Source organism: Pseudomonas sp. LABIM340, from assembly GCF_040017195.2.
Taxonomy (GTDB): Bacteria; Pseudomonadota; Gammaproteobacteria; order Pseudomonadales; family Pseudomonadaceae; genus Pseudomonas.
Genome location: NZ_CM200227.1, coordinates 1,402,177 through 1,420,682, shown reverse-complemented (window position 1 = coordinate 1,420,682; position 18,506 = coordinate 1,402,177). Strand labels below are relative to the sequence as shown.

At 64.9% G+C, this 18,506-nt stretch carries 19 protein-coding genes; 5 read left to right on the top strand and 14 right to left on the bottom strand.

The window, feature by feature from the left end:
• Positions 1–18: 18 nt before the first annotated feature.
• From era to rpoE, 10 genes are all read right to left on the bottom strand, one after another.
• On the bottom strand, positions 19–960 hold the full coding sequence (era, locus tag ABKS89_RS06730) for a GTPase Era (protein ID WP_138212455.1): 942 nt from the start codon (positions 958–960) through the stop codon (positions 19–21).
• Positions 953–1,645, bottom strand: a complete 693-nt coding sequence (gene rnc, locus ABKS89_RS06725; protein ID WP_017517395.1) for a ribonuclease III — start codon at positions 1,643–1,645, stop codon at positions 953–955. The genes era and rnc overlap by 8 nt, the downstream gene beginning before the upstream one ends.
• Positions 1,642–2,019: a DUF4845 domain-containing protein gene (locus ABKS89_RS06720; RefSeq protein ID WP_138212454.1), complete on the bottom strand. Its 378-nt coding sequence runs from the start codon at positions 2,017–2,019 to the stop codon at positions 1,642–1,644. The genes rnc and ABKS89_RS06720 overlap by 4 nt, the downstream gene beginning before the upstream one ends.
• A gap of 142 nt (positions 2,020–2,161) precedes the next feature.
• Positions 2,162–3,016: a signal peptidase I gene (gene lepB, locus ABKS89_RS06715; protein WP_138212453.1), complete on the bottom strand. Its 855-nt coding sequence runs from the start codon at positions 3,014–3,016 to the stop codon at positions 2,162–2,164.
• Between the two features lie 5 nt (positions 3,017–3,021).
• Positions 3,022–4,821: a translation elongation factor 4 gene (gene lepA / locus ABKS89_RS06710; RefSeq protein ID WP_045210230.1), complete on the bottom strand. Its 1,800-nt coding sequence runs from the start codon at positions 4,819–4,821 to the stop codon at positions 3,022–3,024.
• 147 nt (positions 4,822–4,968) lie between these two features.
• Positions 4,969–6,399 (bottom strand): DegQ family serine endoprotease, encoded by a 1,431-nt coding sequence (locus ABKS89_RS06705; protein WP_138212451.1) that lies wholly within the window; start codon positions 6,397–6,399, stop codon positions 4,969–4,971.
• Between the two features lie 36 nt (positions 6,400–6,435).
• Complete coding sequence (locus tag ABKS89_RS06700; protein WP_348587946.1) at positions 6,436–6,906, bottom strand: SoxR reducing system RseC family protein; 471 nt, start codon at positions 6,904–6,906, stop codon at positions 6,436–6,438.
• A complete protein-coding gene (locus ABKS89_RS06695) occupies positions 6,903–7,847 on the bottom strand; it encodes a MucB/RseB family sigma factor regulatory protein (protein ID WP_348587947.1) in 945 nt (314 codons plus the stop codon). The genes ABKS89_RS06700 and ABKS89_RS06695 overlap by 4 nt, the downstream gene beginning before the upstream one ends.
• 21 nt (positions 7,848–7,868) lie before the next feature.
• Positions 7,869–8,453, bottom strand: a complete 585-nt coding sequence (locus tag ABKS89_RS06690; RefSeq protein ID WP_081517630.1) for a sigma-E factor negative regulatory protein — start codon at positions 8,451–8,453, stop codon at positions 7,869–7,871.
• A 31-nt stretch (positions 8,454–8,484) separates the two neighbouring features.
• Positions 8,485–9,069, bottom strand: coding sequence for an RNA polymerase sigma factor RpoE/AlgU (rpoE, locus tag ABKS89_RS06685; RefSeq protein ID WP_017516654.1), 585 nt, complete (start codon positions 9,067–9,069; stop codon positions 8,485–8,487).
• A gap of 461 nt (positions 9,070–9,530) precedes the next feature.
• Here rpoE and nadB point away from each other — a divergent pair, with 461 nt between their 5' ends.
• Positions 9,531–11,147 carry an L-aspartate oxidase gene (gene nadB / locus ABKS89_RS06680; RefSeq protein ID WP_348587948.1) on the top strand — a complete coding sequence of 539 codons (1,617 nt, stop codon included), beginning with the start codon at positions 9,531–9,533 and terminating at the stop codon, positions 11,145–11,147.
• Here the strand turns inward: nadB and ABKS89_RS06675 are convergent.
• Positions 11,116–11,568: a protein YgfX gene (locus tag ABKS89_RS06675; protein ID WP_138212447.1), complete on the bottom strand. Its 453-nt coding sequence runs from the start codon at positions 11,566–11,568 to the stop codon at positions 11,116–11,118. The genes nadB and ABKS89_RS06675 overlap by 32 nt on opposite strands.
• The gene (locus tag ABKS89_RS06670) at positions 11,552–11,806 is read right to left on the bottom strand and encodes an FAD assembly factor SdhE (protein ID WP_138212446.1); all 255 of its coding nucleotides are present in this window, start codon (positions 11,804–11,806) and stop codon (positions 11,552–11,554) included. Before ABKS89_RS06670 ends, ABKS89_RS06675 begins: the two co-directional genes overlap by 17 nt.
• Before the next feature lie 170 nt (positions 11,807–11,976).
• On the opposite strand from ABKS89_RS06670, the gene ygfZ reads away from it, so the two are divergent.
• Positions 11,977–12,912: a CAF17-like 4Fe-4S cluster assembly/insertion protein YgfZ gene (gene ygfZ / locus ABKS89_RS06665; RefSeq protein ID WP_138212445.1), complete on the top strand. Its 936-nt coding sequence runs from the start codon at positions 11,977–11,979 to the stop codon at positions 12,910–12,912.
• A 45-nt stretch (positions 12,913–12,957) separates the two neighbouring features.
• Complete coding sequence (locus ABKS89_RS06660) at positions 12,958–13,794, top strand: HDOD domain-containing protein (RefSeq protein WP_348587949.1); 837 nt, start codon at positions 12,958–12,960, stop codon at positions 13,792–13,794.
• 55 nt (positions 13,795–13,849) lie between these two features.
• Here ABKS89_RS06660 and tctE read toward each other — a convergent pair whose 3' ends face one another.
• A complete protein-coding gene (tctE, locus tag ABKS89_RS06655; RefSeq protein ID WP_348587950.1) occupies positions 13,850–15,256 on the bottom strand; it encodes a two-component system sensor histidine kinase TctE in 1,407 nt (468 codons plus the stop codon).
• On the bottom strand, positions 15,249–15,920 hold the full coding sequence (gene tctD / locus ABKS89_RS06650) for a two-component system response regulator TctD (RefSeq protein WP_024765529.1): 672 nt from the start codon (positions 15,918–15,920) through the stop codon (positions 15,249–15,251). The genes tctE and tctD overlap by 8 nt, the downstream gene beginning before the upstream one ends.
• A gap of 286 nt (positions 15,921–16,206) precedes the next feature.
• Here tctD and ABKS89_RS06645 point away from each other — a divergent pair, with 286 nt between their 5' ends.
• Both ABKS89_RS06645 and ABKS89_RS06640 read left to right on the top strand, forming a co-directional pair.
• The gene (locus ABKS89_RS06645) at positions 16,207–17,496 is read left to right on the top strand and encodes an OprD family porin (protein WP_348587951.1); all 1,290 of its coding nucleotides are present in this window, start codon (positions 16,207–16,209) and stop codon (positions 17,494–17,496) included.
• Between the two features lie 29 nt (positions 17,497–17,525).
• Positions 17,526–18,503: a Bug family tripartite tricarboxylate transporter substrate binding protein gene (locus tag ABKS89_RS06640; RefSeq protein ID WP_138212441.1), complete on the top strand. Its 978-nt coding sequence runs from the start codon at positions 17,526–17,528 to the stop codon at positions 18,501–18,503.
• Positions 18,504–18,506 lie beyond the last annotated feature (3 nt).

Sequence of the window (18,506 nt, the reverse complement as noted above, 5' to 3'; positions counted from 1 at the left end):
CTCGCGGGGCGCTGAAGGTCAGAGGTCGCCGTAGCCCAGCGAACGCAGTGCGCGCTCGTCGTCGGACCAGCCGCCTTTCACTTTCACCCAGAGGTTGAGCATGACCTTGGAGTCGAACAGCACTTCCATGTCCTTGCGGGCGTTCTGGCCGATGCTTTTGATGCGATCGCCCTTGTCGCCGATGATGATCTTCTTCTGGCCGTCACGCTCCACGAGGATCAGCGCGTGGATGTGCAGGATCGGACCGTCCTGCTTGAACTCTTCGATCTCCACGGCAACCTGGTACGGCAGTTCGGCGCCCAGCTGGCGCATGATCTTCTCGCGCACCAGTTCGGCGGCGAGGAAGCGGCTGCTGCGGTCGGTGATCTGGTCTTCCGGGAAGAAGTGGTCGTTCTCCGGCAGGCGCTCGGCCACCAGACCTTCGAGCACGTCGAGGTTCTGCCCGTGCTGGGCGGAAATCGGCACGACTTCGGCGTTGGGCAGTTGTTCGGCCAGCCACTGCAGGTGCGGCAGCAGCTCGCCCTTGTCTTCCATGCGGTCGACCTTGTTCACCGCCAGCAGGACCGGGCAGCTCACGTACTTGACCTTGTCGTAGACCATCTGGTCTTCGTCGGTCCAGCGGTTGCGGTCGACGACGAAGATCACCACGTCGACGTCCTTCAGCGCGGCGCTGGCCGAACGGTTCATGTAGCGGTTCAGCGCCTTGTCGTTGTCCTTGTGCAGGCCGGGAGTGTCGACATACACCGCCTGCACGTCACCCTCGGTCTTGATGCCCAGCAAGGTGTGACGGGTGGTCTGCGGCTTGCGCGAGGTGATCGCCAGCTTCTGCCCGAGGATGTGGTTGAGCAGGGTCGACTTGCCGACGTTGGGGCGGCCGACGATGGCGACGTAACCGCAACGAACGGTTCCTGCTTCATCGTGCTCGGATGGGTCGTGCTGGTCTTGCTCGTGCTCACTCATGGCCATTCTCCACGCCCAGGGCTGCCAGTGCGGCGGCGGCGGCCACCTGCTCGGCGATGCGGCGACTGCCGCCGTGACCGTGGGTCTTGTCGTTCAGCAGGGCCACCTCGCACTCCACGAAGAAAGTGCGGCAATGCGGTTCGCCCTGGATATCCACCACGTCGTAACGCGGCAGTTCGCACCCGCGGGACTGCAGGAATTCCTGCAGGCGGGTCTTGGGGTCCTTGTTGGTATCCACCGGGGTCAGCTCGCGCAGCTGCGGGCCAAGCCAGTCCATGATCCGCTCACGGGCGGAATCCATGCCGGTGTCCAGATAGATGGCGCCAATCAGCGCCTCCATGGCGTCAGCCAGGATCGACTCGCGACGATAACCGCCGCTCTTCAGCTCACCCGAGCCCAGTCGCAGGTAATCCCCAATCTCGAAACCGCGGGCCAGCAGGGCCAGAGTCTCGCCTTTCACCAATCGCGCGCGCAGGCGCGACAGCTGGCCTTCGCGGGCCTGGGGAAAGTGGGTGAACAGGGCTTCGCCGATGACGAAGTTGAGGATGGCGTCACCGAGGAACTCCAGGCGCTCGTTGTTGCGCCCGGCGAAACTGCGATGGGTCAGCGCCAGGACCATCAGGTCCTGGTCGCGGAAGGTGTAGCCAAGCTTGCGCTCGAGTCGATCCAGACTGTTGTTACTCACGGCATTCGTACACGGAATTCTTTGTCAAATTTGACCACCAGGTCGATGTTCTGGACCAGTGGCTCGCGTTTTTCGTATTTCAGGTGGGCGCGGAACTCGTTGTTCTCGAGTTTCACGTCCAGCGCGTCATCCAGCTTGAGGTCGCGGATGTTGTTGAGCATCAGTGCCTTGTCCACATAGGAGTAGAACTCCGGAACGGTACGCACTTCGGCGGCCTTGTCGGTTTCCACCGAGGTGATGGCCTTCTCGATGGCGTAATAGTCCAGGTAATGCGGAATGATCTTGAACGCGGCACTGGCGAGAAACGCCACGAGGGCGAGCACCACCAGCCAACCCAGCAACGACATTCCCTTCTGCGAACGTGCGTACGTCATATCGACCTCATGTCGGTATCTTTCTTATTTGCCCGCCAACCACGGCAGGTCCAAGTGAAGCGGGGCCGCCTCGCTCCCCGCGTGCAGCCCCGCCCGTTTTCAGCACCGATCCAGCCCTGCAGGCCTGGAACGTCTCACCAGTTTAGTGAATCACACCAACTCGCGAGAAATTCGGCAGATTTCGCATCTTCGGATCCGGCCAGCTCATCCAGACCGCGAACGCCTTGCCGACGATATTGCGGTCCGGAACCATGCCCAGCAGGTCCTTCGGAATCTTCGGATCGTTCCAGTAGCGGCTGTCGTTGGAGTTGTCGCGGTTGTCGCCCATCATGAAGTAATGGCCGGCCGGCACTTTCCACTGCTTGCCCGGTTCGATGCGGAAACGGGTCATTTCCTTGCGGATCATGTGCTCCGCCGCACCCAGCTTCTCCTGGTACAGGGTCACGCTGCCCAGGGTCCCCGGTTCTTCGCCCACCAGCGACTCGGCCACGGCCTGGTCGTTGATGAACAGGCGCTTGTCGCTGGTGTAGCGGATGGTGTCGCCCGGCACGCCGACGACACGCTTGATGTAGTTGATGTTCGGGTCGCTGGGGTAGCGGAACACCATGACATCGCCACGCTGCGGATCACCCACCGGGATCACCTTGGTGTCGAGCACCGGCAGGCGGATGCCGTAGGCGAACTTGTTCACCAGGATGAAATCGCCCACTTCCAGGGTCGGCTTCATCGAACCCGACGGGATCTGGAAGGGCTCGACCAGGAACGAACGCAGCACCAGCACGATGAACAGCACCGGGAAGAACGACTTGCCGTACTCGACGAGCACCGGCTCCTTGTTCAGTTTCTCCAGCACTTCCGGGTCAGCGTCGCTGACCGAACCTTCGTAGGCGGAAATGGCCGCCCGGCGGCGCGGTGCGAACAGCACCAGGTCCACCAGGGCGAGAACGCCGCATACCGCAACGGCAATCACCAGCAACAGCGGGAAATTCAGGGTCATAGGGTTCAACTGTCCACTTTGAGCACAGCGAGGAAGGCTTCCTGCGGAATCTCCACGCTACCGACCTGCTTCATCCTTTTCTTACCGGCCTTCTGCTTCTCCAGCAGCTTGCGCTTACGGCTCACGTCACCACCGTAGCACTTGGCCAGCACGTTCTTCCTGAGCGCCTTGACCGTCGAGCGGGCGATGATCTGCCCACCGATGGCCGCCTGAATCGCGACGTCGAACATCTGCCGCGGAATCAATTCCTTCATCTTCTCCACCAACTGACGGCCCTTGTACGGGGCGTTGTCGCGGTGGACGATCAGGGCGAGGGCGTCAACCTTCTCACCGTTGATCAGCACATCGAGGCGAACCAGGTTGGCCGGCTCGAAGCGGTCGAAGCTGTAGTCCAGCGAAGCATAGCCACGGCTGGTGGACTTCAGGCGGTCGAAGAAGTCCAGCACCACTTCGTTCATCGGCAGATCGTAAATCACCTGGACCTGGCCGCTGAGGAAGTGCATGTCGCGCTGGACGCCGCGCTTCTCGATGCACAGGGTAATGACGTTGCCCAGGTGCTCCTGAGGCACAAGGATGGTCGCGCGGCAGATCGGCTCGCGCATCTCGTCGATGGACGAGAGGTCCGGCAGCTTCGACGGGTTGTCGACGTAGAGGATCTCGCCGTTCTTCTGCACTATCTCGAAGATCACGGTCGGCGCGGTGGTGATCAGGTCCAGGTCGTATTCGCGCTCCAGGCGCTCCTGGATGATCTCCATGTGCAGCATGCCGAGGAAGCCGATGCGGAAGCCGAAGCCCAGCGCCTCGGAGCTTTCCGGCTCGTACTGCAGCGCGGCGTCGTTCAGGGTCAGCTTCTGCAGCGCTTCGCGGAAGTCCTCGAAGTCATCGGAGCTGACCGGGAACAGGCCGGCGTAGACCTGCGGCTTGATGCGCTTGAAGCCCGGAAGCACGTCCACATCGGGGGTGTTGTTCAGGGTCAGGGTATCGCCCACCGGCGCACCGAGGATGTCCTTGATGCCAGCGATGATGAAGCCCACTTCACCGGCCTTGAGGTCCGGAGTCTCGGTGTGCTTCGGGGTGAAGACGCCGACGCTGTCCACCTGATGGACCTTGCCGGTGGACTTCACCAGGATCTTGTCGCCTTTCTTGACGCGGCCGTGCTTCACACGCACCAGCGAGACCACGCCCAGGTAGTTGTCGAACCAGGAGTCGATGATCAGCGCCTGCAGCGGCGCGTCGATTTCGCCTTCCGGAGCGGGAATGGCGGTGACCAGGCGCTCCAGCACGTCTTCCACGCCCATGCCGCTCTTGGCCGAGCAGGCCACGGCGTCAGTGGCGTCGATGCCGATGATGCTTTCGATCTCGTCCTTCACGCGGTCCGGATCGGCCTGCGGCAGGTCCATCTTGTTCAGGACCGGCATGACTTCCAGGCCCTGCTCGATGGCGGTGTAGCAGTTGGCGACCGACTGCGCTTCCACGCCCTGGCCGGCATCCACTACCAGCAGCGCGCCTTCGCACGCGGCCAGCGAACGGCTGACTTCATAGGTGAAGTCAACGTGGCCGGGGGTGTCGATGAAGTTCAGCTGGTAGGTCTTGCCGTCCTTCGCCTTGTAGTGAAGGGTGACGCTGTGCGCCTTGATGGTGATGCCGCGCTCACGCTCCAGGTCCATGGAGTCCAGTACCTGGGCCTCCATCTCGCGGTCGGACAGGCCGCCGCACATCTGGATGAAGCGGTCTGCCAGCGTCGACTTGCCATGGTCGATGTGGGCGATGATGGAGAAATTGCGGATATGACTCAGGTCACTCACGGCGAACACACTCGGAAGGCTGAAGGCGGCGGTCCGCCGAAAAATAGCGGGGGAGTTTACCTGACTACAGCCTGATGCGTCACGCCGCGCCGGACGGTCAGGCATGAAAAAGGGCGACCGAAGTCGCCCTTTTCTGGTGCGTCGACCTTATTCGGTCAGCTTGAAGGTGATGAAGCTCGCACGCCCCTGACGCAGCACGCGCATGGAAATCGAACGATCCTTCGGCAGTGCCTTGGCGATCTCGGCGAAGGTCTTGGAAGAATCCACCGCCTGATTGTTCAGGTGGGTGATGACGTCGCCCGGACGCAGGCCGATCATGGCCGCCGGGCCGCCCTGCACTTCCTTGATGACCACGCCGCCCTTGATATCCAGGGACTTGCGCTGTTCGGCAGTCAGCTCCGCCACGGTCACGCCCATGCGGTTGCTGCTGCGCTCGGCGCCCTTGCCCTCGACGGCGGCGATCGCATCGTCGTCGTCCGGCAGGCTGCCGATGGTCATGTTCAGGGTCTGACGCTTGTTGTCACGGATGACTTCCAGAGCCGCCTTGTCGCCCGGTTTCATGTTGCCCACCAGGTGCGGCAGGTCGGCGGACTCGTTGATGGTCTGGCCGTTCAGGCTCAGGATCACGTCACCCACCTGCAGGCCGCCCTTGGCTGCCGGACCGTCTTCCACCAACTGGGCAACCAGTGCGCCGGCCGGCTTGTCGAGACCGAAGGATTCAGCCAAATCCTTGTTCACTTCCTGGATCACCACGCCCAGCCAGCCACGGTTGACCTTGCCACCGGCCTTGAGCTGATCGGCGACGTTCAGCGCCACATCGATCGGGATCGCGAACGAAAGCCCCATGAAGCCACCGGAACGGGTGAAGATCTGCGAGTTGATACCCACCACCTCGCCCTGCAGGTTCAGCAGCGGACCGCCGGAGTTGCCCGGGTTGATCGCCACGTCGGTCTGGATGAACGGCACGTAGTTCTCGTTCGGCAGGCTGCGGCCCTTGGCACTGACGATACCGGCAGTCACCGAGTGGTCGAAGCCGAACGGCGAACCGATGGCCAGCACCCACTCACCGACCTTCAGCTTGTCGGAATCGCCCAGCTTGAGCGTCGGCAGGCCCTTGGCGTCGATCTTCAGCACGGCCACGTCGCTGCGCGGATCGGCACCGACCAGTTTGGCCTTGTGCTCGCTGCGGTCGGACAGGCGCACGAGGATCTCGTCGGCGTCGGCCACCACGTGGTTGTTGGTGAGGATGTAGCCATCATCGGAAATGATGAAGCCCGAGCCCAGGGACTGGGCTTCGCGCTGCTGGCCACGAGGCGCCTGGCCCTGACCGCCTTGGCCGCGGGGAATGCTGCGCTCGAAGAATTCGCGCAGGCCCGGCGGCAGGCCGTCGAGGTCCGGAATGCCCATCTGCGCATTGGAGCGGTCGGGAAGTTTCTGGGTGGTACTGATGTTGACCACCGCCGGCGAGGCCTTCTCGACCAGCGGAGTGAAATCCGGTAGTTCAGCCCGCGCGGTAACCGACAGGCTCAGGGCCAGCAGGGCGACCAGCGCAGCCATGCTGCGTTTCAGGGTTTGCATTGACTACAGCTCCCGTGATGTTGATTGGGAAGATCACTAAACAGGGCCGGGCGGCCCACCGACCAGCGCACGCAGCACAACCGGTTGCATCGCCGGATCATCCGTATGGCGTCGCGCGTAGCGACGCACCAGCAGCCAGGACAGCAGGAAACCCGCCAGCCCGGCCACGATGATGAGAGGTTCCCCCAGATCGAGGTGCGACGCCACTAGCGCCAGCGCGAAAAGCCCGATCAGCGGGGAAAGATAGAAAAGCAGGGCGCTTTTCAGCAGAAGGTCTTCATCCACGCCCAGCAGGATTTCATCGCCAGGCTTAAGACTCGATGAAGCCAGGTTCGGCGAGATGAGCGCTCGCACTCGGCTGCGTCCCTGGGAAACACCCAGTCGCTCCAGGAGACCCTGACCGCAACCGGCGTTGACCGAACATCCCGAGCAGATGGAGCGGCGCAGCGTTTCGACCTGGACAGTTCCAGACTCGACCGCAATCACCCTCCCCCGCTCATGGATCACTGTGGCTGGGCTCCCGTTGGCCGCATGGACAACGCCACGCGCTCGGCCGTACCACTGGGTATCTCGCCGACCACGGTCACCATGGTGCCGCCATCTTCACTGGCGAACCGCCTCGACACCACGGTGGTCGGGCCCAGCTGAGTGCGGGCATCATCGACCTTGGCGCCATGCAGCGGCTCGAGGAACACCGAGAAACGTGCCAGCCCGTCGCCATAGGCGAGACACAGGACCTGGTCATTGGAGACCGGGCTGCGCTCCTGCAGCGTGCTGCTCAGGGTAAAGCCCGGCGGCACCCACTCCGAATGCCAGTTGGTCTTCACTTCGGCAACCTTGGCTTCCTTCACCGGCTTGCAGGCCGCGCTCGCTTGCAGCTCGCCGTCATCCGGCGCTGCCATGTCGATGCGGGTGAACTGCAGGCGCTCGATGATCTGGCCCTTGTCGTTGAGCAGCAGGGACTTGAGCGGCAGGCCGGTTTCCTTGTCCACGTGCAGCTCGAAGCCGTAGCGATGCTGGTCACGCGGGATCACCGCCAGCACCACCGCCGGGCGGTCGGCAATGCGCGATTCGCCGGCGACGCGAACGTCATAGTAGGTAGACAGATCGGCAGGGTTGAGCTTGCGTGCCGGCCACATCTCACCGGTCGACACCTGTCCCGACATGCCTCCACCTACGCACTGGGTGGCGCCATCGACGCGCACCACTTCCTGGCGCGGTCCATCGACCTGGACCAGATGCTCGCGCACCGAGCCGTCACTCTCCACACGATGCCAGACATCGTGGGTAGTGAAGGCTCCGCTGCGCTCGTAGATGAAGGTGCCCTGGAAGTTCTGTTGCTGATCAGCCTCGGAGAGGCGCTTGATCCAGTCCAACGCATCGGCGGCCTGGACTGGCAATGCCAGCAGACCGCCGAGGAAGAACAACAGTGCTGTAGTCGCGCGCATGTCGCTCCTTAAGGTCGCAAATCAGCGGCTTTCCAGGCTCGCGGCGCGTGCGTAAGGCAGGGCGCTGTCGGTGCCGCTGACAGCGGACTGCTGCGCGTGCTGACGCAGGTAACCCGGAAGACGCTGCTCGTGCCAGGTGGTCTGCCCGCCCTGGGCATTGGTGATCACCTGCGGCGCCTCGTCCTGAGTGTAGCCTGCCAGTACCGCCGGGCCTTGCACTTGCGGCAGGGCGATCTGCGGAGTGGCGCCTTGCTGGGCAAGGCCGTTGGCGACACTGTCATCCTGATGGTACATCCGCACACCAGCCAGCACGGCCAGGGTCACCGAGGCGGCGACAGCCAGGCGACCGACGTTGCGCCACGGATTGCGGCTGCGCGGCGCCGGTGCGGCTTCATCAGCCAGCGCGGCGGACACGGCGGCGGCAATGTCCAGCTTGGGCATGGCCGGCTCGCGGTGCATCACTGCTCGGGCCAGTTGGTAACGGGACCAGGTGGCCCGCAATTCGGCGTCCTCGCCGCAGGCTGCAAGCACACGCCGCAGCTCAAGCTCATCCGCTTCGTTATCCATTACCGCGGACAGCGATTCCTGCAGGGCTTCACGACTCATAGCGGTACCTCTCTTGGCTTCTGCCGCTGTATCAGACTTCATCATGCAACAAAGGCTGCAAAGCTTTGTCGATCGCTTCCCGCGCACGGAAGATCCGTGAGCGGACGGTCCCCACCGGACACTGCATCACGGTGGCGATATCTTCGTAACTCAGGCCTTCGAACTCGCGCAGGGTCAAAGCCGTGCGCAAATCATCGGGCAGCTGCTGGATGGTGCGATGGACGGTTTCCTCGATCTCATCCCGCAGCATGGCTCTTTCCGGCGACTCGATGTCCTTCAGGGCGTGATCGCCGTCGAAGAACTCCGCGTCCTCTGCCGTGACATCGCTGTCCGGCGGCCGCCGACCGCGCGCAACCAGATGGTTCTTCGCGGTGTTGATGGCGATACGGTACAGCCAGGTATAAAAGGCACTGTCACCCCGGAAGTTGCCCAAGGCGCGATACGCCTTGATGAATGCTTCCTGTGCAACGTCCTGGGCTTCCTGGGCGTCGTGCACGAATCGCACGATGAGCCCCAGAATCTTGTGCTGGTACTTCAGCACCAGCAGGTCGAAAGCCCGTTTGTCTCCGCGCTGTACCCGCTCAACCAGTTGCTGATCCTGTTCCTGGGTTAGCATGAATGCTCCTCTGAAAACCTGGAGGAGCTTCGAGCACCCTGGTAAATCGTCCTGCCAAGATAGACTCGGGTCTTTTGCAAAAGTTCTCCCCTCCAAGCATGCGCCGCACAGTTTTTTCACATTTGCGGCAATCGGACCCCGACATGCGTCCGAAGCCCGTCAAATTCAACTGTACCGGGCGGAACACCCGCTCCCCTTCCGCGCAATGTCAATCTGCGCGCAAAGTTGATTGGGTATTCCGAGTTCGAACCGGAACGCCTGAAAAAGTTCCGGTGATTTGCCGTGATCGTTCAATGACTTCGACGCAACCCCTGGCGCCTGCCGGACCGGCTTGAGCGGGGAAGAAAGCTTCCCGCCCTGCGACTGCCGCCCCACCTCACGCGCCTTCGGTGTCATCGGTTCGCCAGTATTGTGCCGTGGCCCCCTTCTATATACTAGGGCGCCATTTTGTGGAGCCGGGTATGAGTCAGCATTTCCAGCACGATGTCCTAGTGATCGGCAGCGGGGCCGCCGGCCTGACGCTGGCTTTGACGCTGCCTTCGCACCTGAGGATCGCCGTGCTGAGCAAGGGCGAACTCTCCCAGGGCTCCACCTTCTGGGCCCAGGGCGGTGTCGCCGCCGTGCTGGATGACACCGATACCGTGGAGTCCCACGTCGAGGACACCCTGGTTGCCGGCGCCGGCCTGTGCCGCGAGGACGCGGTGAAATTCACCGTCGAGCATAGCCGTGAGGCCATCCAGTGGCTGATCGAGCAGGGCGTGCCCTTCACCCGCGACCATGAGCCGGGCCGCGAGGACGGCGGTTTCGAATTCCACCTGACCCGCGAGGGGGGCCACAGCCACCGGCGGATCATCCACGCCGCCGACGCCACCGGCGCCGCGATCTTCAACGCCCTGCTGGAACAGGCCCGGCAGCGGCCGAACATCGAACTGCTGTCGCAACGGGTCGCCGTCGACCTGATCACCGAGCAGAAACTCGGCATGGACGGTCAGCGCTGCCTGGGCGCCTACGTACTGGACCGCTCCACCGGCGAAGTCGACACCTTCAGCGCGCGCTTCACCGTGCTCGCCTCGGGCGGCGCCAGCAAGGTCTACCTCTATACCAGCAACCCCGACGGCAACTCCGGCGACGGCATCGCCATGGCCTGGCGCGCCGGCTGCCGGGTCGGCAACCTGGAGTTCAACCAGTTCCACCCGACCTGCCTGTACCACCCGCAAGCCAAGAGTTTCCTGATCACCGAGGCGCTGCGTGGCGAAGGCGCCCTGCTCCGCCTGCCCAACGGCGAGCGCTTCATGCCGCGCTTCCACGCCCTGGGCGAACTCGCCCCGCGCGACGTAGTAGCCCGCGCCATCGACCACGAAATGAAGCGCCTGGGTATCGACTACGTCTACCTGGACATCAGCCACAAGCCGGCCGAGTTCATCCGCGAGCACTTCCCCACCGTCTACGAGCGCTGCCTGGACTTCGGCATCGACATCACCCGCGAGCCCATCCCGGTGGTGCCGGCGGCGCACTACACCTGTGGCGGCGTGCTGGTCGACTCTCATGGGCGCACCGACGTACCCAACCTCTACGCCATCGGTGAAACCACCTTCACCGGCCTGCACGGGGCCAACCGCATGGCCAGCAACTCGCTGCTGGAGTGCTTCGTCTACGCCCGCTCCGCCGCCGCCGACATCCTCGCCGAACTGCCCAAGGCCCAGACGCTGGTCACCCTGCCCTGCTGGGATGCCAGCCAGGTGACGGACTCGGACGAGGACGTGATCATCGCCCACAACTGGGACGAACTGCGGCGCTTCATGTGGGACTACGTGGGCATCGTGCGCACCAACAAGCGCCTGGCGCGCGCCCAGCACCGGGTGCGCCTGCTGCTGGACGAAATCGACGAGTTCTACTCGAACTACAAGGTCAGCCGCGACCTGATCGAGCTGCGCAACCTCGCCCAGGTGGCCGAGCTGATCATCCTCTCCGCCATGCAGCGCCACGAGAGCCGCGGCCTGCACTACACGCTGGATTACCCGGAGCTGCTGCCCGAAGCCCGCGACACTATCCTGGCGCCGTCCACCTATTGCGGCTGAAGCGCAGCCGCACCCGCAGGCGCCGGTGCAACTCCGGCGCCAGGGCATCGGCCGGCACGCAGACGCTGCGCGCCAGCCAGTCGCCGGGGCGACGGAAACGCAGGACGATCAACGAGGGCAGCGCCAGGCTGTCCGGCATCAACTGCACTGGTTGAAACCCTTCCCGCTCGCTCCACAACTGCCAGCCCTCGGCGTTGTGGCGCAGCGCACGCACCGAATCCGGCGCGCGCAATAGAATCCGCCCAGGCACAACCCGGCACGCATGCAGCAGGCAGAGGCTCAGGCCGAGCGTTTTCCAGTGAAGGGGGATGTCCGCCAGCAGCAGCGCCAGGACGGCGCAGCACTGCGCGGCGAGGTAGGCCGCGAGCAAACCGATGGACGGTTGCCAGCGGCACTCGAAGGGGTCACTTCGGCTGGACACGGTCCAGGATCATGCGAACGATGATGCGCAGGTCGGCATCTTCCGGCTCGCCGCGCTGCATGAACCAGCCGAACATGTCCTGGTCCTCGCACTCCAGCAGCTTGCGGAAGCGCGCCTGATCGTCAGCGGGCAGGCCCGGATAGACTTCCTGGACAAAAGGCACCAGCAGGACGTCCAGTTCCAGCATGCCACGGCGGCTGTGCCAGAAAAGGCGTTTGAGTTCGGTTTCGTCGTTCATCTGCGGGTTCCCTCGAATAACTGCGAGCAAATACATCGGAACGCTCGCGAAGTCGACGGACGGCGCGAGCCGAGCGGCATTATACGCATGCTCGGCTCACCCGGCACCCGCTGACAAGGCTGGGCCTGAGCTCTATCATGAGGCCCCTAACTTTCTTCCAGCGAATCGTGATGACCGACTCTGCTTTCTACACCGAACTCAATCACGAAGGGATTCTCGCCGTCCGGGGCGCGGACGCCGCCAAATTCCTCCAGGGCCAGCTGACCTGCAATCTCAATTACCTGAACGCCGAATACTCCAGCCTCGGCGCCCGCTGCACGCCCAAGGGCCGCATGACCTCCAGCTTCCGCATCCTCGCCGAAGGCGAGGGCTTCCTGCTGGCCATGGCCAACGACCTGCTGGACAGCCAACTGACGGACCTGAAGAAGTACGCGGTGTTCTCCAAGGCCACCCTCTCCGATGACAGCAGCCAGTGGGCGCGCTTCGGCCTGAGCGGTGCGGACGCCGTCCTCGCCGAACTGGGCCTGAGCCTCTCCGGCGAAGCCGACCAGGTGGCGCGGGCCGAGGGCCTGATCGCCATCGGCCTCGGCCAGGGCCGCGTCGAGCTCTGGGCATCGGCTGAACGCGCCGCCGCCATCGCCGACCTGCTGCAGGCCCGCCTGCCCCACGCCGAGCTCAACGACTGGCTGCTCGGCCAGGTTCGCGCCGGAGTCGGCCAAGTGTTCGGCGCCACCCGCGAGCTGTTCATCCCGCAGATGATCAACCTGCAGGCCGTGGGCGGCGTGAGCTTCAAGAAGGGCTGCTACACCGGCCAGGAAATCGTCGCGCGCATGCAGTACCTGGGCCGCCTCAAGCGCCGCCTGCAGCGCCTGAAACTCGATGGCGCCGAACTGCCGGAGCCGGGCCGCGAGCTGTTCTCGCCGGTGCACTCCACCAGTGTCGGCGAAGTGGTACTGGCCGCCCGCGCGGCCGATGGCGTGGAGCTGCTCGCCGTGCTGCAGGACGACGCCGCTGCCGACGGCAACGTGCGCCTGGGCGACGACCAGCCCCTGCGCCTGCTGGATCTGCCTTACGTTCTGGACAGCGACCGCGAGATCCAGCGCTGAATTTCGTGCCGGGCGGGGAGCCCGGCTTTCCCTGAAGGACACTTCATGAGCAAGCTTGCCGAAAAAGTACAACAGGAACTGCTGCGGGCCATCGACAACGATGAGCTGGTGCTGCCGACGCTGCCGGAAGTCGCCCTGCGCGTCCGGGAAGCGGCGGAAGACCCGGACATCAGCATCCAGGATCTGGCCAAGGTGATCGGCAACGACGCCGCCCTGACCGCGCGCATCATCAAGGTGGTGAACAGCCCGCTGCTGCGCACCAACAAGGAAATCACCGACCTGCAGATGGCGATCAGCCGCCTGGGGATCAACTACACCTGCAACCTGGCCACCGGTCTTGCCATGGAGCAGATGTTCCAGGCCACCTCCGACGTGGTCGACCGCAAGATGCGCGAGGTGTGGAACAAGAGCACCGAGATCGCCGGCATCTGCCACGCCGTGTGCCGCCACTACACCCGCCTTGCGCCGGATCAGGCGACCCTGGCCGGCCTGGTGCACCAGATCGGCGTGCTGCCTATCCTCACCTACGCCGAGGAGCACAGCGAACTGCTGGCCGATTCCATCAGCCTCAACCACGTGATCGAGCGCATCCACCCGATCATCGGCGACCGCATCCTCAAGGCCTGGGACTTCCCGGCGCCGATCGCCGCCGTACCGGGCCAGCACCTGGACTTCAGCCGCGACTCGGCCAAGGTCGACTACGTGGACATCGTCCAGGTCGCCACCCTGCAGAGCTACCTGGGCAGCCAGCACCCCTACACCGAGCTGGACTGGGCGACCATTCCGGCCTTCGCCAAGCTGGGCCTGGACCCGAAGGCGGACGTGAAGGAAGACGAAGACCTCTCCGCCGCCATGGAAGCGGCCATGAGCATGTTGCAGTAAGCTCGCGCCGTACCGCCCGAAACCCGCCCTTACCGGCGGGTTTCGTGTTTCTGGCTCAGGCGTTCTCCGCCGGGAAGGTCACCCGCACCAGCAGCCCGCCCAGTTCACCCTGCCCCAGTTCGATCCGCGCACGGTGCGCGCTGCAGATCTCGCCGACGATGGCCAGGCCCAGGCCGGTGCCCTGCTGGCGGCGGCGGTAGAAGCGGCGGAATACCTTGTCGCGCTCTTCCGGCGGGATGCCGGGGCCGTCGTCCTCGACCTCCAGCTCCGCCGGCGAACGCACGCGGATGATCACGTTGCCGTCCGCCGGGGCGTGGGCGATGGCGTTGTCCACCAGGTTGCTGAGCAGTTCGTTGAGCAGGGTCGGATCGCCCTTCACCCAGGCCGGCTCGTCCGCCTCCAGCGCCAGCGCCACGCCGCGTGAATAGGCCAGCGGCGCCAGCGCAAGGCCCAGCTCGCGGGCCAGTTGGCCCAGCTCGATGCTCTCCCCCGCGCCTTCGGCGATGGCGCGGGCGCCGCTTTCCACGCGTGCCAGGGACAACAGCTGGTTGGCCAGCCCGGTCACCCGGTCGGTGTTCTGCACGGCCTCGGCCAGTGTCGCGCGCCATTGCTGTGGGTCCTGCTCGCGCAGGCCCAGCTCCAGCCGCGCCTTGAGTGCAGCCAGCGGGGTGCGCAGCTCATGGGACGCCTCGGCAATGAACTGCGACTGGCGGTCGAACAGCCCGCGCAGGCGCACGGTGAAATGGTTGAGCGCTGCCACCAGCGGGCGCAGTTCCTTCTGCACGCGGACTTCCGGCAACGGCCGCAGATCGTCCGGCTGACGTTCCTCCACCGCTTCGCGCAGACGGTCCAGCGGGCGCAGGCCGGCGCTCACCGCGTACCAGACCATCATCAGCGCGGCGATGGCCGACAGCGCGAGGTTGAGCAGGGTATCGGCGAGCAGGTTGCGCGCCAGCCGCTCGCGGGCGCCCATGGTTTCGGCGACGCGGATTTCCGCCATGCCGTTGACCGTCGGCTGGCTCACCGGCTGCAGCAGGCTGACCACCCGCACGCCCTGCCCTTCGTAGGTGGCGTCGTAGAACTTGGCCAATGCCGGGTAATCGTCGGTGCGCGGTGTGGTCGGCAGTGGCGCCGGCAGGTTCTCGTAGCCGGAGATCATGTTCCCCTGGGGATCGATCACCTGGTAGAAGATGCGCCCGGCGCTGTCGTACTCGAAGCTGTCCAGCGCCACGTAGGGCACGTTCGCGCGCAGGGTGCCGTCGCTGGCGTAGAGGCCATCGGCGATGTCCCGCGCCGACGCCAGCAGGGTGCGGTCATAGGCGATGTCGGCGGCGTGTCGGGCACGCCAGTAGGTGGCCGCGCTGCCGATCAGCAGCAGCACCAGCAGCAGCCCGCCGAGGCGCCAGAGCAGGCGCCCGCGCAGGCTGCCCGTGCCGGGAAGCACCCAGCGCCGTTCAGCCATCCTGGGCCTCAAGCAGATAGCCCAGGCCGCGGAAGGTGACGATGCGCACCGAGCTGCCTTCGAGCTTCTTGCGCAGGCGGTGGACGTAGATTTCGATGGCGTCCGCGCTGGCGTCCTGGTCCAGGCCGAACACCTGCGCCGCCAGTTGCTCCTTGCTCATCACCCGCCCCGGACGGGCAATCAGCGCCTCCAGCACGGCCTGCTCGCGGGAGGTCAGGTTCATCGCCTGCTCGGCCAGGGTGAAGCGCCGCGCGCCGAGGTCGTAGACCAGCTCGCCGCAGCGCTGCTGCTGTTCGCCACCCAGCACACTGCGGCGCAGCAAGGCCTTCACCCGCGCTTCCAGCTCGGTGAGTTCGAAGGGTTTGGCCAGGTAATCGTCGGCGCCCAGGTTCAGCCCGTGCACGCGGTCGCGCACCTCACCACGGGCGGTGAGCATCAGCACCGGCAGGGTCTTGCCGCGCTCACGCAGACGCGCCAGCACCTGGAAGCCGTCCAGCCGCGGCAGGCCGACATCAAGTATCGCCAACGCGTAGTCCTCGCTGGCCAGGGCCAGGTCGGCGGCCACGCCGTCCTGCAGCAGGTCCACGGTCCAGCCGGCGCCCTTGAGCGCCTGGGCGACGCTTTCGCCGAGTTGCGGATGGTCTTCAACCAGGAGAATTCGCACGCGTTTCTACCCCTCGGACTACAGGTTCGGGCCGGCAGTTTACCCATCCGCGCGCCACTGTGAATGGGGGAAATTCGCTGAAATCACTGCGAAAGGCGACTGAAAGCCTGGCGAAAGCTTAGCCCGTTAGCATCGCCAACGAGCCGCCTCCCAACCCCGAATTTTTCAGCGCCAACTGCCCAGGCGCGACGGCGGGAGCAGCGGACTCGACGACGGCAAAGACCGTCAACAGAGCGGAAGGCGGCGTGGTGCCCTTTCGCGACAACAACAAGAACGGAGACCACAGATGCCCACCGCCCGGCCTTTGGCTGCACCGGCTTTCGCCAAGCCCAGTTCCCGCCGTCTGACCCCCGCCCTGCTGGCTTTCGCAGGGGTCGCCCCGCTGTGCGAAGCTGCCGGCTTCCTCGAAGACAGCAGCGCCACGCTCAGTACCCAGAACATCTACTTCAACCGTGATTTCCGCGACGGCGCCGGCCAGTCCAAGCGCGAAGAATGGGCGCAGGGTTTCATCCTCGATTTCCAGTCCGGCTACACCCCCGGCACCATCGGCGTCGGCCTGGATGCCATGGGCATGCTCGGCCTGAAGCTCGACTCCTCCCCGGACCGCACCGGCACCGGCCTGCTGCCGACCCACGACGACGGCCGCGCCGCCGACGAGTACAGCAAGCTGGGCCTGACCGCCAAGTTCAAGGCCTCCGAGACGGAGCTGAAGATCGGCAGCCTGATCCCCGACCTGCCGACCCTGCAGCCCAACGACAGCCGCCTGTTCCCGCAGACCTTCGAGGGCGGCCTGCTCAATTCCACCGACCTGCCGGGCCTGAACTTCACCGGCGGGCGCCTGGAGAAAGTGAAGGACCGCGACTCCACCGACTGGCAGGACCTTGCGCTGAACAACAAGAACCGCCGCTTCTCCGGCGGCAGCGCCGAGGGCAAGCACTACGACCTGGCCGGCGGCGACTACAAGTTCACCGACAACCTCACCGGCCGTTATCACTACGCGCAGCTGGACGAGGTCTACCGCCAGCACTTCGTCGGCCTGCTCGCCAGCTACCCGCTCGGCCCCGGCAAGCTCAGTGCAGACGTGCGCCTGGCCATCAGCGATGACCAGGGCGAGGCGCGCGGCGGCGAGATCGACAACCGCGCCTTCAACGGCATGCTCGGCTACGCCATCGGCGCCAACAAGTTCAGCCTCGGCTGGCAGCAGATGAGCGGCGACAGCGCCTTCCCCTACATCGACGGCAGCAACCCCTACCTCGTCAACTTCGTCCAGGTCGGCGACTTCGCCGAGACCGACGAGCGCTCCTGGCAGGTCCGCCACGACTACGACTTCGCCGGCCTCGGCATCCCCGGCCTGACCCTGATGAATCGCTACATCAGCGGTGACAATGCCAAAATCAACGGCATGGACGGTCACGGCAAGGAATGGGAGCGCAACACCGACATCAAGTACGTGATCCAGAGCGGCCCGCTCAAGGACGTCGCGGTGCGCGTGCGTAACGCCACCTACCGTTCCAGCTTCGCGCGGGACGCCGACGAGACGCGTATCTACCTCAGCTACTCCCTGGCGATCTGGTAAACCGACAACAACAAGAGAGGCATCGCACCATGACCACCGTCCTGCGCAACCTGACCCTCGCCGGCGCCACCCTGCTCGCCGCCAGCCAACTGATGGCCGAGCCCAAACGCCCGGAATGCATCGCCCCGGCGTCCCCCGGCGGCGGCTTCGACCTCACCTGCAAGCTGGCGCAGAGCGCCCTGGTGGACGAGAAGCTGCTGACCAAGCCGATGCGCGTCACCTACATGCCCGGTGGCGTCGGCGCCGTGGCCTACAACGCGGTGGTCGCCCAGCGTCCGGCCGACGGCAACACCATCACCGCCTTCTCCAGTGGCTCGCTGCTGAACCTGGCCCAAGGCAAGTTCGGCCGCTTCGACGAGAACGCCGTGAAGTGGCTGGCCGCCGTCGGCACCAGCTACGGCGCCATCGCGGTGCCCAGCGACTCGCCGTACAAGAACCTCGGCGACCTGGTGGCCGCGCTCAAGGCCGACCCGGGCAAGGTGGTGATCGGCTCCGGCGGCACCGTCGGCAGCCAGGACTGGATGCAGACCGCACTGATCGCCAAGGCCGCCGGCATCGATCCGAAGCAACTGCGCTACGTCGCCCTGGAAGGCGGCGGCGAGATCGCCACGGCGCTGCTGGGCGGGCACATCCAGGTGGGCAGCACGGACATCTCCGACTCCATGCCGCACATCCGCGCCGGCAAGATGCGCATCCTCGCGGTGTTCTCCGAGGAACGCCTGAAGGATGAAGGCATGGCCGACATCCCCACCGCCAAGGAACAGGGCTTCGACATCGTCTGGCCGGTGGTGCGCGGTTTCTACGTCGGGCCGAAGGTGAGCGAAGAGGATTACCAGTTCTGGAAGGCCTCCTTCGACAAGCTGCTGGCTTCGGAAGACTTCGCCAAGCTGCGCGACCAGCGCGAGCTGTTCCCCTTCGCCATGACCGGCCCGGAACTGGACGCCTATGTGAAGCAGCAGGTCGCCCAGTACAAGCAGCTGGCCCGCGAGTTCGGCCTCATCCAGTAACGC

Excerpts from the sequence above, each read along its gene's own strand:
- era (WP_138212455.1), bottom strand. The coding sequence starts at position 960 with ATGAGTGAGCACGAGCAAGACCAGCACGACCCATCCGAGCACGATGAA.
- ABKS89_RS06720 (WP_138212454.1), bottom strand. The coding sequence starts at position 2,019 with ATGACGTACGCACGTTCGCAGAAGGGAATGTCGTTGCTGGGTTGGCTG.
- lepB (WP_138212453.1), bottom strand. The coding sequence starts at position 3,016 with ATGACCCTGAATTTCCCGCTGTTGCTGGTGATTGCCGTTGCGGTATGC.
- ABKS89_RS06705 (WP_138212451.1), bottom strand. The coding sequence starts at position 6,399 with ATGCAAACCCTGAAACGCAGCATGGCTGCGCTGGTCGCCCTGCTGGCC.
- ABKS89_RS06695 (WP_348587947.1), bottom strand. The coding sequence starts at position 7,847 with ATGCGCGCGACTACAGCACTGTTGTTCTTCCTCGGCGGTCTGCTGGCA.
- ABKS89_RS06690 (WP_081517630.1), bottom strand. The coding sequence starts at position 8,453 with ATGAGTCGTGAAGCCCTGCAGGAATCGCTGTCCGCGGTAATGGATAAC.
- rpoE (WP_017516654.1), bottom strand. The coding sequence starts at position 9,069 with ATGCTAACCCAGGAACAGGATCAGCAACTGGTTGAGCGGGTACAGCGC.
- nadB (WP_348587948.1), top strand. The coding sequence starts at position 9,531 with ATGAGTCAGCATTTCCAGCACGATGTCCTAGTGATCGGCAGCGGGGCC.
- ABKS89_RS06670 (WP_138212446.1), bottom strand. The coding sequence starts at position 11,806 with ATGAACGACGAAACCGAACTCAAACGCCTTTTCTGGCACAGCCGCCGT.
- ygfZ (WP_138212445.1), top strand. The coding sequence starts at position 11,977 with ATGACCGACTCTGCTTTCTACACCGAACTCAATCACGAAGGGATTCTC.
- ABKS89_RS06660 (WP_348587949.1), top strand. The coding sequence starts at position 12,958 with ATGAGCAAGCTTGCCGAAAAAGTACAACAGGAACTGCTGCGGGCCATC.
- tctE (WP_348587950.1), bottom strand. The coding sequence starts at position 15,256 with ATGGCTGAACGGCGCTGGGTGCTTCCCGGCACGGGCAGCCTGCGCGGG.
- ABKS89_RS06645 (WP_348587951.1), top strand. The coding sequence starts at position 16,207 with ATGCCCACCGCCCGGCCTTTGGCTGCACCGGCTTTCGCCAAGCCCAGT.
- ABKS89_RS06640 (WP_138212441.1), top strand. The coding sequence starts at position 17,526 with ATGACCACCGTCCTGCGCAACCTGACCCTCGCCGGCGCCACCCTGCTC.